The following is a 14,649-nucleotide window of genomic DNA, read 5'->3' on the forward strand; positions in this document are numbered from 1 at the left end:
TTTTATTTTTAGGGCTAACACTCCTAAAAGTTTGGCCGAGCTGGATGCGACCATATGCTAACCTCTACTGGCTAGTTGGCATGACTTACGCGTTACCCTTCTTTTTTACTTATATGTTACTGATGAACAACGGCAACATTGTCTGGTCTATGTCAACTATGGCGGGGTTGACCTTACTAATATTGGCAGCTTACAACTGGATATTATTCATAACTATGTTTCTTATCGGTTCATTACTAGCTATATTGGCCTATGCTCTAACCGTCGATAAAGTCGTATTCAGCCCCTACCTTGTCCAACTACCTATCTATACTTTTTTGATCATCACCACTAGCATCATTTTTTATTATCCCTATCGATTAAAACAGGAAAAGCTCAAAGTACTAGCATCTATTGGAGCTGAGGTTTCTCATGAACTAAGAACGCCACTGATGACCATTCGAAACCATGCCTATGGACTAGAAAAAAATCTACCTAAACTACTACACGCCTATGAATTAGCGAAAGTGCATAACCTGGTCACAAACACGATCAGGTCAGATGCATTTAACGCCTTAGAGCATTCCATAAAGCAAATCGAAAGCGAAGTCAGGCATTCCAATACCGTTATTGACATGCTATTAATGAACTTGAGCAACCCCAAAGTAAATAGGGAAGAGCTCGAGCACTTTTCTATGGCAAATATCATCACCCAAGCACTTCAGCGCTATCCGTTCGACTCCAATAAAGAACGTAAAGTTGTCAAAACAGAACTTAGTAAAGACTTTCAGTTTTTAGGCTCGGATATACTCATGATGCATGTGATTTTTAATCTGCTTAAAAATGCCCTAGTATTTACAAATGATGTTTCGGAAGCCAGTATTGAAATAACCCTAGATAAAAAGCCTAATGCAAACCTTCTCTATTTTAGAGACAATGGCAGAGGGATCTCGCTACAGGACAAAGACTCAATTTTTGAAAACTTTTATTCTTCCGGCAATCAGGATAAGGGGGCTGGAACGGGCATTGGTTTAGCGTTTTGTAAAAAAGTATTAGAGAGCTTTAATGCCAGCATTAAATGCGACTCTGAACTTGGAGAATTTACAGAGTTTGTGCTTTCTTTTCCCATGACGGAACAAAAAAACTAAAAAAATAGTAACTAAAAAGATGGAATTTTAATGATGCTTAAATCTAATCAAAAAATAATTAATGCCTATTATCACCCTACTACCGTGGTTTTTTTAGATGACCATCAGGCATTTTTAGACAGCATCCCCTTAGCACTAAACACGCATGTCGCCTATCAGGCTTTTATTGACCCCACAGCAGCCATTGATTACATCAACGGCCATACTCAATACCAACCTTTACTCGAACAAGACTTCCTATCAACTAATAACGACTCGTCTTACCATTATAAACTTGATCGCAAATCCATCTTACACAAAACCCTCGACCACAAACGCTTTTCAGAACCATCCGTGCTGATCACCGACTATGCTATGTCAGGGACTGGTTACAATGGCTTAGACGTCTGTAATGCCATTGAAAATCCCTATGTCAAAAAAATCCTCCTCACTGGCGTTGCGGATGAAGAGGTCGCCATCGAAGCCTTAAACAATAAGGTCATTGATTATTATTTGAAGAAAAGCACCCAAGATATTCTCCCAAAAATAAATGAATTGATTCGGCATTATCAACAAGACTATTTCAACGAGATGACACGAGTAGTCAGAGAAGGCTTAAAAGCAAGCAGCCCCTTAATTGATGACCCTGCAGTAGTAGGCTATTTCTTTGCTCTTATTAGGCAAAAAAACATCGTGGAATATCATTTACACACCGAATTAAGCCCGGCGTCATTAGATTTTTTTATGTTCAATGAACAAGGGGAAAAACATAGACTACTGTTATTAAATAAAGAAGACATGAAAGTTCATAAAGAAGTAGCGACGGATGCCGGGGCGCCAGAGGCCTTACTTAGGGTACTAGACAGCTCATCCAGCCTGCCTTTATTCCCTACATTAGACGGCTTTTATCATCCTAATATAGGCTCAGACTGGCAAAAATACTGCTACCCAAGTACAAAAATCCATGGAAAAGAACCCTACCTAGCGACCTTTATTCAAGAAACAAACACACCTCCCCAGCAAGGTACTCAGGCGGCTTCCTTACAGCAATACTTCCAAGATAACACAGCGCTCAATTCCACCACATAAAATGTCTTTAGGCCTTTCAACCCCTTCAATGAAAGGGGTTGAGCTAGGCTAACCCCTTTGTGAAATCTAAAAGTACTTAACTCAACATCAAGCCATTGCGACCTGTTGAAAAGAGCGCGATAATTTATGAGTTGAGCGCCATTGGTCAAACTCAACTTCCCACCTAATATCCTTAAATACCTTAACAATATGACCTAGTTGACTTTCCGTTAGCCCGGCATTGACGGATAAGCGCATCAAGGCACGGTTTTTAGCGGTTGCAGGTGCACAAAATACCGAGCCAAACACATCCCTAGACTCTAATGCATCTTTTAATATCATCGTTTGCCGCTCGGTTCCCGATTCAAGCGCAATAATTTGCGATTGCGAAGCCTCGGTATTGTAACCCAGGTCTCTCAAGGCTCGCTTCAGGTAATTTGCATTATGACGCAGTTGCTCACGCCTATCATCTGCGCGAATAATCAAATCCAAGGTGGCATTTAAGCCAGCAATTTCATAAGGCAACAGAGCAGAACTGAAAATAGAAGGGTTGGCCGTACATTTAAAATAATCAGCAAAGCCTTTTGGACAGCTAATAATACCAGCGCGCCCAGCAAAAGCTTTCGCCAAGCTAGCGGTACGGAACATCACCTTATCTTGTAGACCATATTCCACCACCAGACCACGCCCTTGTGGACCATGAGTTCCCAAGGAATGAGACTCATCAACCAATAATAGGCAACCTTTTCCATAGGCTGCATTAACCAACTCCTTTAGAGGGCAAACACTGCCATTCGTACTGTATACCGAATCAACCATCACCAAACCGGGGCCATGGCGATCAATCAACGACATAAGATGATCCACATTATTATGACGAAATGGATAAACCGGCGATCTACCAAAATGCGTACCGTCCCACAAGGACATATGCCCCATCATATCGATATATATGGGTACATGAGCGTCTTCAACAATCGCCTGTACCAAGCCTATATTAGCGTTATACCCAGACTGACACAGAACCGTCTCATCAGAGCCCATAAAATCAGCCATACGCCGTTCAAAATGAAGCTGTGGGTTATCCCCACACATAAAGGCAGAAGACATAAGAACAAAATTATCTAAGTCAACCAGTACCTTTCTTTGTGCCATGCTAACTTTAGGATGACTAGCCAAGGAAAGGTAGTCATTACTAAGCAGCCTAAGCGAAGATGCTGTTGGGTTAAGGCCATGTAAAAGATTGCGCCCACCTAAGTGATCACGTCTCTGAAGATGCTTATTTACTTTTTCCACCAAATAATGAGGATAGTTATCGATTTTGGTCGTCATGTACTTTCTCCTAATGCCCTATGGCATGGATGTTTTGAAAATGCTCAAAAAAGGAAAAAAGTACAAATAAGTAGCAAAGACCAACGAATAAAACCTTCCTAGTAAGACCTAACTAGATGGGTAAACACCTACTGAATAGCGATACCACTATCCCAAAAATCAAACCGTCCATGAATTTTACCCAACTCATTATTAGCAACAAACCATCAGAAAATATGTCAAGACTGGCTAATACTACTTGAATGCCTACTTCCAATTTTCAAAGCTGTATTGTTGCCCCTAACCATTAGAGGCCACGAACCATTGTAATGAGTAATTAACCTAACCAATGATAGGAAATGTTGAAAAACTTGGGACTTAAGCGTTCAAAACAAAAAGTACCCTCGACGTTAAAAAGAAAACCATCCACGACTAACTATTTAAAAAAGGATTAAGAGGCCAACCGTTTATACAAAAAAGTTAACTAAAAGATTATGTGAAAATAAATAACATCTAATTTACTAAACCTTTCCTTCTCGGCATTCTCTACTTATCCCTATCTATTTTTAAGAGAGAGCGCCATGAGCCATATCGTTAAATCCCGCTTAACTCAAGCTCAGCTTGATGCCCACTGGATGGCCTACACAGGCAATCGTCAATTTAAAAAAGACCCAAGAATCATAGTCTCTGCTGAAGGCCGTTATTACACAGACTTAGATGGCCGAAAAATCTTCGATGGTCTTTCTGGTTTATGGACCTGTGGTTTAGGACATAGCGTTCCAAGCATTAACGAAGCGGTTGCAAATCAAGTCAAAACATTAGACTACTCCCCTGCGTTTCAATTTGGCCACGAAAAATCTTTTCTCTTGGCAGAAAAAATCAGTGAATTCATGCCTAGCGGATTAAACCGTATTTTCTTTACTGGCTCTGGTTCCGAATCTGTCGATACCGCCCTTAAAGTCGCTCGTGCTTATTGGCGTAAAAAAGGCATGGGCACCAAAACCAAATTCATTGGCCGCGCTAAAGGCTACCATGGTGCAGGCATTTCAGGTTTTAGTGTCGGAGGTATTCCAGCCAATAGAACCCTTTATGGACAAGGTTTGGAATCTTATCATTTACCCCATACCCAAGTTCCGGGTAGTGAGTTCTCTAAAGGTATGGCTGATATAGGCAAAGAGCGTGCTGACGAGCTACTCAACCTCATTACTATGCACGATGCATCAAACATTGCGGCTGTTATTGTTGAACCAATGTCAGGCTCTGGTGGCGTGATCATACCGCCTAAAGGCTATTTACAAAGATTACGGGAGATTTGTGATCAACATAATATTCTGTTGATTTTCGATGAGGTCATTACCGCCTTCGGGCGCATGGGCGCTCAAACAGGCTCAGAAGCATTTGGCGTAATACCTGATGCCATTACTATGGCAAAGCAAGTCACTAATGGCGTCATTCCCATGGGGGCTGTGGCATTCAAACAAGAAATCTACGACACATTTATGGACAACGGCGGTCCAGATTATATGCTAGAAATCCCCCACGGCTACACCTATTCAGCTCACCCAATCGCCTGTGCTGCAGGTCTTGCTTCATTGGAGGAGATAAAACAGCAAAACCTGATTGCGCGCGTTAAAGACATGAGTCCAGTGTGGGAAAACTGCGTGCATCAATTAAGAGATGCCAACCCCATCATCACAGACATTCGCAATTATGGTTTTGCGGCTGGTATTACCATAGCGCCAGTAGACGGTGAACCCTCCAAGCGACCTTTCCAAATTGCCATGTCTATGTGGGATAAAGGCTACTATGTTCGTTACGGTGCAGATACCATACAACTAGCGCCGCCTTTCGCAACTGAAAAGGCAGAAATGGATAGTCTAATCAATGCCTTGGGTGATTCCTTACAAGAACAAAACCAATAGCCTCTTGCCACGTTAAAAAGCACAATGTTATGTCATGTTAAAAATCTGTCATAACATTGTGATTTAATAAAATCGTCTCTTTAACCTCTAGCTGTTTCCATGATTTTCACTATAATAGCCTCTGACAAAAAACTACAAAAAATAACTTTAACCTTTCACTCTTCATAGGATAAAGCAATGGCGACTGCAACCTCCCAATATGTACGTTGTTTTTGGAGCGGCTCACTTTATTTAACTAATGGCATAGTCATGCCAATACATTGCAAGCACATATCAACTAAGATGATCGAGGTAGAAGCCCCATCAGGTTTGCAGGGCTCTAAACTGGTGAAATTGGAATTGAAAGCCATTCACGAAGGTAGAACCGCATTTATTAAAATACTATGCGACCCCAGCCTGGATATTCTTAACGAACATGATAAACATACTATCAGACTAAAATTTCACACTATTATCGAAAAAGATATTAACTTTATTAAAGCCTTCATTGCTGGACATTCTTAGCGCACCATAAAGGCAGTGCTAGATAATATATGCGAAATAAATCCAAAAACTAAAAGCTTATTTTTTCTCAGCACTGCCTTCTGCTTGTGGCACATCTTCCGCTTTCTTAACACGAATTTTAGCACCATCTACTTCCATACCATTCAGAACTTTAATTGCTACTTTAGCCTCACCAACTTTTGGCATTTCAACAAAAGCAAAGCCTTTCGACTCTCCGGTTTGTTTGTCCATTACAAGGGTACAAGACTGTAAAGTACCGTGTGTAGCAAATAACTCCCTTAGCTCTTCTTCTGTGGTGCTGCGGTCAAGGTTTCTAATTAATAATTTCATACTTCTCTCAGGGCTTAATTTCAAAAATAGCGCGCAATAAAAAAGGCATGGGAGGTTCCATGCCTTTTAATAGTTTCATTCTAGCGACTTAGGACATGGTTGTCTCGAATAGTTTAAGCAATTTATCACTGTCTACTTCCATACAAACCTGTGTCATAGGCACATCTACCCAATTGGGTGACGGAAAGTCCATCCCTTGTGGAGCAAAGATAGTTTGACCAATGCCAATGCCTTCACAAGCAACACGTACCGCGCCAAGCTCAACACCAAAAATACTTGGATCCATCACATAGGCAATGGTTGAGGCATCATGGAAATAACAACCATCCATATCAAATCGGCTGCTGTAAAAGTCGATGTAATACTGTGAACATTGATATAAAAACTCACCTTCTGCTGGGTTGGCCGTTCGAATGCGCTCCAATACCGAATTATCTAGTAACACCTGATGCGTCACATCAAGGCCTATCATGGTTACCTGCCAAGGCGCAGTGAAGACGAGATCGGCAGCGTGAGGGTCATTCATAATATTGGCTTCTGCAACGGGCGATACATTGCCGTATTCAATCGCTGTTCCCCCCATCAAAACCACCTCATCGACTAAACCAGCCAAGTCAGGATCTAGTTCTAACGCTGCGGCTAAGTTTCCTAATGGGCCAAGCGCCACAATGGTCACTTCTCCGGGAAACTCACGCACCGTATCAACAATAAACTGTGCCGCACTTTTATCGATGGCTTTGCCTTTTGGTGCAGGCCAATCGATATTACCAAAGCCATCTTTACCATGCACAAAATCAGGGTGAGGTAGAGGAGCAATCACTCTAGGAACAACAACACCACTTGCAACAGGCACATCCACTTTTGCGATTTCAGTTAGGGTAATTGCATTTTGTGTAGCCAATTCAACCGATACGTTACCAAAGGTTGTCGTTAAGCCCAGCACTTCCAACTCAGGAGCTTGGAAAGCAAAAAAAATCGCCATCGCATCATCTATGCCGGGATCCGTATCGATAATAATTTTACGAGCCATAATCTTTTCTATCCTCTTACTTCTTTATACATGATTGGCTAAAAACTCGGTCACATCTTGTGCCGTGGGAATGGTTATCGCAGCCCCCAAGCGCGTGACACAAATCGCTGAGGCGGCGCAAGCACGAGTCAAGGCTTGTGTCATCTCGTCGTTATTCATTAAGGAAGACAAGCAAAAACCAATAAAGGTATCTCCTGCTGCCGTCGTATCTACCGCCTCAACAGAAAACGCCTTCACAAACACATTAATGTCTTTTTTAAAGTAGCGTACGCCTGCCTTTCCTAAGGTCATTAATACGGCCAAGTCAGGATAAGCCGCTGGAAGTCCTGTGATAGCGGCATCAACATTATCAACCCCTATCAGATCCATGGCTTCCACTTCGTTAACGATTAATAAATCAACAAAAGGCAACACTTGCTTAGTCAATTCTGCGTCCATAGGGGCGGGGTTAAAAGCAACCTTAACTCCCTGTTGCTGAGCTTTACGCATAATGTATTCAATCAGGTTAGTCTCATTTTGCAATAACACCCAATCTTCTGCAGTCGCTTGCTCAAGCACCTGATCAACCTGTGCTTCAGTTAATGCATGATTCGCGCCCTGATACAAAATGATGGCATTTTCCGCTTCTTTATTAAGCTGAATAATGGCGTGCCCTGTCGGCACATCAAGCAAAGCAATTAAACCTATATCCACTCCCAAAGACTGGAGCTGCTGTAAAATCGACTGGTCAGTGTGATGAATCGCTCCCACATGTTTAACATCCGCGCCCGCTTTTGCCAAAGCAACAGATTGATTAGCGCCTTTACCACCTAATAAACGTTGGTAGCTATTCGATGCCATGGTTTCACCCGGTCGAACAAAATGATCAAGCTGATAAAGGTGATCGAGATTAATCGAACCAAAGTTATAAATTGTCATGATTACTCATCCTTCAACTCTTCTTTCAACATACAGCATAGCGAATCTAAACAAGGTTATATAGGCTAAACCAACACAAACCTGACCAACTGTACAAAAATAAAAAACGCCCCAATTCTTCAAGAATGGAGCGTTTTTTTATAAACTTTTATCGCTTAGTTGTCTTTATCAAGAAAACCACGGCCTTTCTGCGCAGCAATACGCATACGCAAAGCATTAAGCTTAATAAAGCCCGCTGCGTCTTTCTGATCGTAAGCACCGGCATCGTCTTCAAATGTTGCGATAGAGCTGTCGAACAAACTGTTCTCAGACTGACGACCCACAACGGTGACATTCCCTTTGTAGAGTTTCAAACGAACCGTACCATTTACATAAGTTTGAGAGGTATCAATCAAAGCTTGCATCATGCGGCGCTCTTCAGACCACCAGAAACCGTTATAAATAATTTTGGCATAACGAGGCATCATTTCATCTTTTAGGTGCATCGCTTCACGGTCTAACGTGATGGATTCGATCGCACGATGGGCCCTCATCATGATAGTGCCGCCCGGTGTTTCATAACAGCCACGCGCTTTCATACCCACAAAACGGTTTTCTACGATATCAACACGGCCAATGCCATTCGCGCCACCAATCTTGTTCAATGTTTCCAAGATAGTTGCAGGAGACATTGCTTCACCATTGATAGAAACTGGGTCGCCTTTTTCGTAACCGATTTCGATATAAGTCGCTTCATTTGGCGCATCTTCAGGCGATACAGACCAACGCCACATATCGTCTTCTGGCTCAGTCCAAGGATCTTCAAGCTGATCACCTTCAAAAGAGATGTGCAGCAAGTTCGCGTCCATAGAGTAAGGAGATTTTTTCTTCTTAGTCGAGAAATCCACGGGGATCTTATGTTCTTCGCAGTATGCCATGAGCGTTTCACGAGAAGTAAGATCCCATTCACGCCAAGGGGCAATTACTTTAACGCCCGGTTTAAGAGCATAAGCACCCAGCTCAAAACGTACTTGGTCGTTACCTTTACCCGTTGCACCATGAGAAATCGCATCCGCACCGGTTTCATTGGCAATCTCGATCAAGCGTTTCGCGATCAGAGGACGCGCAATAGAAGTACCAAGTAGATACTCGCCTTCATAAATAGTATTGGCACGGAACATAGGGAAAACGAAATCGCGAACAAATTCTTCACGCAAATCTTCGATGTAGATTTCCTTAATACCCAACGCTTGAGCTTTCGCGCGAGCTGGTTCAACCTCTTCACCCTGACCCAAGTCAGCAGTAAAGGTGACCACTTCACAGTTATACTCTTCTTGAAGCCACTTCACGATTACGGAAGTATCAAGGCCGCCAGAATAGGCTAGCACTACCTTCTTCACGTCAGACATTCTTTCTATTCTCCTCAAGGGTATTGCGTTCCCTCACCAGTTAAAATGGCGACGCAAATGATTAAAAAAGGGGGTTGCTAAGTGTAAGATTTCACCCCTTGCTTAGCAAGCAAAAAGCCCCTGTTCGTAAAGATAATTCGACGAAAACAGGGGCTTTTGATAGTAACACCTTAAAACGCGATTATTTGTTCTCCGCTTTTTCCAAACGTATGGTCACCCGTCGATTACGCTCGCGGCCTTTCGCGGTATTGTTACTGACGGAAGGGTAACGCTCTCCATGATATCGAGAAATGATTTTACTTGCTGGAACCCCTCTATCCAATAAATAAGCCGTTACTCTTTCGGCACGAATTTTTGATAATTCACGGTTGTCGCGACGAGAGCCGATAATATCCGTGTGACCATCAATATAGATGTACTCCACACTTGGATCAGAAGAGACATAAAGAGCAATCAGGTTCAAACGAGATTTAATAGGGTCCGTCAGTTCCTTACCATTTTTAGGGAACAAAGCGGCAGTTCGAGCAATTTGTCCGTAATTCACTGGCAACAGAGAAGACAAGCAACGACGAAATTCGTTATAGGCAGGCGCAAAATTAATATTAGAAAGCCCAACTTCAACCGTTTCGCGTTTATCCTCCCACGCCTTTCCAGCGACAATCGGATGACGACCACGATCTAAACTGGTGAGCATACGTTCGGCCACTTTACCGCCAACCTCAACCGTTAAGCCATAGCCCGGATAAGGTAATATTTGTAAGGTTTCCGGTTTAATACCCGGCGACCAATTAGGCGCTTTTGAAATAATATATACCTGACCCGGCCCAAGCTTTTCATTATGCGGCTGTAAAACAAACTTCATCGGTTCGCCCGCTTCTTTAATAAAACGACCTTCACCATAATGGGGAACAGGGTGAGTTAAGCGACAGGAAAAAATATCTCCTGAAAGTTGCCATTGAGAATCAGTAATACCAGATTGATAATAAGTGAGTGCATTAGCTTGCCCAACAGGCAGCAGAACAGCCAGCAAACAGCCAATACAAATTAAAAATTGTTGGGTTATTCCCATTGAGACATCTCGTTCATGCATTATCTATTGTGTTATGATCATAGCTTATCTATACCGTCAACCTTGAACAAACGGCCGCATTAAGGATCATTTTTTGTCAAACCATGAAATCAAAGACCGATTCCGAGGTTTCCTACCCATTGTTATCGACGTAGAAACCGCAGGCTTTAATCAAAAAACCGATGCTTTGTTAGAAATGGCTGCCAGTATCCTTCGAATGGATGAAAATGGCGACCTTTATATCCATGAAACATTGGAGTTTTTGATCAAGCCATTTGAAGGCGCCAACCTAGAAAAAGCCGCGTTGGACTTTACTGGTATTGACCCTTACGCCCCTGATCGACAAGACATGCCAGAAACAGAAGCCATTACACAAATGTTCGCGAAAGTTCGTAAAGAACTAAAATCAGTAGGCTGTAAGCGTGCCATTCTAGTGGGTCATAATGCCGCCTTCGATCATGGTTTTTTAAATGCAGCCATTGAACGCTCAGACATAAAACGCAATCCTTTCCACCCCTTCTCTAGCTTCGATACGGCCAGTTTAGCGGGTTTGGTGTATGGTCAAACTGTTTTAGCGAAAGCCTGTGAAGCCGCGGCCATTCCATTTAGCAACGCAGAAGCCCACTCAGCAAAATACGACACTGAAAAAACCGCCGAACTCTTTTGCGAAATGGTCAATAGATTGAAGCGTCTTGGCGGCTGGCCTCTTATCATCAACGAAGTTGAAGAAGACAGCATGGAGGCCCTTTTCCAATCAGGCAATTAAGACTAAAGAACGAGTTCACCAAAATCGCTCGTTCTTTATCGTTTCAAACGTTTACACTTCTACCTAAAAGCAAACTAGTAATTATCATCTAGCAAACGTTAGAATACGAATATATTAATGCCATCCACCATAACAAGTGACCTTCGTATGCAGGGAAAAAAGATTTTTTATATCATGTTGGGCTGGTTCTCACTCATCACTGGCATTATTGGTATTTTTCTCCCGCTACTACCTACAACCCCTCTGGTCTTGCTCGCCGCTTGGTGCTTTTCTAAATCATCCGTGCGTTTCCATACCTGGCTTATTCAACATAAACATTTCGGACCAATTATTCGTGATTGGCAATCTGGCGATGGCATACCTAGACGCTCTCGCAATAGAGCCATTATGTTTATGTGGGCAGGCATGGCGATTTCTATCTTTATCGTTTCGCGTTTTTGGGCAACCATTGGCCTTATTTGTATTGGCACCGCCGTCAGTATTTATTTATTAAGAATGCCACTTCGTTCAGAAAACAAAAACGAAACTGGCTAAGCAAAACTAATCAAGCATTCATAAAGGCTCACCATGACTCGTCAACACTTCCGTCACTTTGTCTTCTTACCATTCGTGGTAATTGCAGGACTCATTACTTTGATCTGGCTAATTACCCCCTTTGTCGCCAAGCACTATTTATCGGCTTATATCGAAGAACAAGGCCAAGAACTTTCTATCGACCATCTATCTATTAATTTTTTCCCGCCTAAAATGGAACTGGAAGAGGTTGCTATTCATAATCAGAACCAAGACACTCTGACACTCAAACATGCGGTTTTCGAAGTCAGTATATTTCCCCTATTCACCCGCACCGTTACCATTTCTAAAGCCAGCATTGACGGCCTGAACATAGTTGTCGACCAACGCCAAAACGATTGGATAATTGCTGGCATCAATACCGCTCAATTCTTAAGTGAAGAACCACAAATAGAAAAGCAAGAAACAACAAGCGAAGAAGTAGTAGAAAGCAGCGAACCTTGGCACATCAAACTGCCGAGCTTTTCTTTCACCAACAGTCATTTCCACCTATCTCGCCAAGCGGACAATGACAGCCCTATCGAATCAGATACGGTCACCATTCAAAATTTCAGTATAAAAGACTTATCTGGAAGCGAGCTTAATTGGCAAGGAAAAATCGCTTTAGCCGCTTTGCTCAATGAAGCGACGGTAGGAATAAAAAGTCAGTTCAGCTACTCACCTCAAACAACCAAGGCCGATGTTGAAATAGACAAAACCAGCTTACCTCTCAGTAGCTTTGCCCATTTTTTACCCGCTCCCTATAACCAAGGGAACGGCACCCTAGGTCTCAAACTGTCATTCCAGTTTCTCCAAGAACAAGTCGGCGATGTACCTAGCTATCAATTAAACAACCTAGACCTAAATACACAAGTAGAAAACCTCGACCTAATGCTTAACGAGCAAGATCACGTTGCAACGGCATTGACCAAGCTAGATATTCAACAATCTAGCCTTCAATTTGTCTCTGCCGAGCAAATGTCAGCTAGCGCGAATATCCATTTAGAATCTAAGCAAACACAATTCACTCAAGGTGAAACACAGGCTTCTATTGGCAATACCCAACTCAGCATAGACATACTAGAGGTTGTCGCGGAGAATGATCTAGGTCCCAAAATCACAGGTACAAATGTTACTTTTTCTAGCCAAGCATTAGACAGCCAACTTGCTAAAAACAAACGCATTGCCGCATGGACAGAAGCCGGGTTTAATGGTGTTAACTTTTCAGCACAGGGAGACAATTTCAACGCCCAGCTTGCTGAATTAACCATCTCTGATCTAACCCTCTCCGAACTATTAAATAGCCAGCCCGCGCTCGCTCCACTGGCTCACATTGGCACGATCAAAATCGCCAACTTAGAAGCAGACCAAGATGGCGCCTTAATCAAAAGCATCATCACAGATTCAATGACAGCGAGCTTATTTCTTGATGCCAACAAGAATATAAAGAACCTTATTTTTGTTGATGCAGAAGCACAAACCGCTCCTACCTCGTTTGAAAGTGCCGCGCCACCACAAGCGGCAGACGCAGAAAATGCGATGCAGAACACCCAGAATGCAGAGCAAAACCCGGCCTTCAAAGCCCCCTACCATGTCATCTTAGATAACTATGAGATGACAGGCGAATCTAGCCTTTATATGGAAGACAATAGTATTTCGCCAGCACTAAAACGCACCCTAAACATTGATACATTGTCACTGCATAATCTCAATACTAAAGACAAAGATCAGGCCGCTACCTTCGCCCTTAAAGCCCGCAATGGTAAATATTCCACCATTCAAAATGACGTTAAAATATGGCCAATGGCCGATAAACTCACCATGCAAAGCGAGTTCATTATTAAAGAGGCCGAGTTACCCCCCTACTCTTCGTACATTGCCGATGCATTGGGTTATCAAATCGATTCAGGCCAACTGAACCTTGACCTCACCCTAGAGGCAGACAACGGCAAACTCAACGGTAACTCACACCTATTGCTAAGAGAATTTGACCTAGGCGGCAGCAAAGAAAGCAGCTCAGCCATCAAAGCAGGCGCTATGCCCCTGAATATTGCTGTTGGCATACTAAAAGACAGCGACAACAACATCGACTTAAACATCCCTCTTACTGGCGATGTCGAAAACCCAGAGTTTGGCTGGCAAAACTTCTTAATGGTGCCGATTCGCAACGCGCTCTTCCAAGCCTCTAGCAGCTACCTGATGCAAACCTTTGTGCCCTACGCAAATGTTATCAGTGTGGCAAAATTTGCCGGTGAGCAACTACTAAAAATTCGAGTCGAACCCCTATTATTCATTGCAGAAGACGCTCATTTAAATACCAGCCAAGATAACTTTCTTGAACAGCTCAGTGCGCTTATGAAAGACAAGGAAGAAAGTAAATTAAAAGCCTGTGGCGTAAGTAGCTTCCTCGACCTAGGCATTGATCAGCCACCAAGCGATGACCTAGATCCAGCCAGCAAAGAAGCGGCCAAAAAGCTTGCGGTACAAAGGTCTGAACACTTGAAAGACTACCTAATTGCACAAGGCATCGACTCATCACGGATTTTTCTCTGTGCACCAGAAGTCGACCTAGCGAAAAATAGCAAACCAAGAATCGAGCTCAATTTTTAACCCCACACGGCCCTTATTCCATTTCGGCAATCTGGGCCAACTTACAATACTCTTTCATAGAGCTACAAATCATTA

General features: G+C 42.8%; 13 protein-coding genes. 7 read left to right on the plus strand and 6 right to left on the minus strand.

Annotation, left to right across the window (positions count from 1 at the left end; genetic code table 11):
- Positions 1-44 precede the first annotated feature (44 nt).
- A complete protein-coding gene (locus I8J31_RS06660) occupies positions 45-1,127 on the plus strand; it encodes a sensor histidine kinase (protein WP_233402632.1) in 1,083 nt (360 codons plus the stop codon).
- 30 nt (positions 1,128-1,157) lie between these two features.
- The gene (locus I8J31_RS06665) at positions 1,158-2,195 is read left to right on the plus strand and encodes a response regulator transcription factor (RefSeq protein ID WP_199467505.1); all 1,038 of its coding nucleotides are present in this window, start codon (positions 1,158-1,160) and stop codon (positions 2,193-2,195) included.
- Between the two features lie 87 nt (positions 2,196-2,282).
- Here the strand turns inward: I8J31_RS06665 and cqsA are convergent, their stop codons facing one another.
- Complete coding sequence (cqsA, locus tag I8J31_RS06670) at positions 2,283-3,506, minus strand: alpha-hydroxyketone-type quorum-sensing autoinducer synthase (RefSeq protein WP_199467506.1); 1,224 nt, start codon at positions 3,504-3,506, stop codon at positions 2,283-2,285.
- Positions 3,507-4,066: 560 nt separating this feature from the next.
- On the opposite strand from cqsA, the gene aptA reads away from it, so the two are divergent.
- Positions 4,067-5,407 carry an omega-aminotransferase AptA gene (aptA, locus tag I8J31_RS06675; protein WP_199467507.1) on the plus strand — a complete coding sequence of 447 codons (1,341 nt, stop codon included), beginning with the start codon at positions 4,067-4,069 and terminating at the stop codon, positions 5,405-5,407.
- Positions 5,408-5,584: 177 nt separating this feature from the next.
- The gene (locus tag I8J31_RS06680) at positions 5,585-5,911 is read left to right on the plus strand and encodes a hypothetical protein (protein WP_199467508.1); all 327 of its coding nucleotides are present in this window, start codon (positions 5,585-5,587) and stop codon (positions 5,909-5,911) included.
- A 57-nt stretch (positions 5,912-5,968) separates the two neighbouring features.
- Here I8J31_RS06680 and I8J31_RS06685 read toward each other — a convergent pair whose 3' ends face one another.
- The 5 genes from I8J31_RS06685 to I8J31_RS06705 all read right to left on the minus strand — a co-directional run bounded on the left by I8J31_RS06685 (position 5,969) and on the right by I8J31_RS06705 (position 10,646).
- On the minus strand, positions 5,969-6,241 hold the full coding sequence (locus I8J31_RS06685) for an RNA recognition motif domain-containing protein (protein ID WP_199467509.1): 273 nt from the start codon (positions 6,239-6,241) through the stop codon (positions 5,969-5,971).
- An 88-nt stretch (positions 6,242-6,329) separates the two neighbouring features.
- Positions 6,330-7,271 (minus strand): nucleoside hydrolase, encoded by a 942-nt coding sequence (locus I8J31_RS06690; RefSeq protein ID WP_199467510.1) that lies wholly within the window; start codon positions 7,269-7,271, stop codon positions 6,330-6,332.
- Positions 7,272-7,295: 24 nt separating this feature from the next.
- Entirely contained in the window at positions 7,296-8,189 is an 894-nt protein-coding gene (locus I8J31_RS06695; protein ID WP_199467511.1) for a ribokinase, read from the minus strand.
- Positions 8,190-8,344: 155 nt separating this feature from the next.
- Positions 8,345-9,577 (minus strand): argininosuccinate synthase, encoded by a 1,233-nt coding sequence (locus I8J31_RS06700; protein WP_199467512.1) that lies wholly within the window; start codon positions 9,575-9,577, stop codon positions 8,345-8,347.
- A 181-nt stretch (positions 9,578-9,758) separates the two neighbouring features.
- The gene (locus I8J31_RS06705; protein WP_199467513.1) at positions 9,759-10,646 is read right to left on the minus strand and encodes a flagellar protein MotY; all 888 of its coding nucleotides are present in this window, start codon (positions 10,644-10,646) and stop codon (positions 9,759-9,761) included.
- Between the two features lie 94 nt (positions 10,647-10,740).
- Between I8J31_RS06705 and rnt the strand changes: the two genes are divergently transcribed.
- The 3 genes from rnt to I8J31_RS06720 all read left to right on the plus strand — a co-directional run bounded on the left by rnt (position 10,741) and on the right by I8J31_RS06720 (position 14,574).
- Positions 10,741-11,412, plus strand: a complete 672-nt coding sequence (gene rnt, locus I8J31_RS06710) for a ribonuclease T (RefSeq protein WP_199467514.1) — start codon at positions 10,741-10,743, stop codon at positions 11,410-11,412.
- Between the two features lie 117 nt (positions 11,413-11,529).
- Positions 11,530-11,946, plus strand: a complete 417-nt coding sequence (locus I8J31_RS06715) for a YbaN family protein (RefSeq protein WP_233402633.1) — start codon at positions 11,530-11,532, stop codon at positions 11,944-11,946.
- Between the two features lie 33 nt (positions 11,947-11,979).
- Positions 11,980-14,574, plus strand: coding sequence for a DUF748 domain-containing protein (locus I8J31_RS06720; RefSeq protein ID WP_199467515.1), 2,595 nt, complete (start codon positions 11,980-11,982; stop codon positions 14,572-14,574).
- Positions 14,575-14,649 lie beyond the last annotated feature (75 nt).

Source organism: Marinomonas transparens (assembly GCF_016463975.1).
In the GTDB taxonomy this organism is placed as follows: Bacteria; Pseudomonadota; Gammaproteobacteria; order Pseudomonadales; family Marinomonadaceae; genus Marinomonas; species Marinomonas transparens.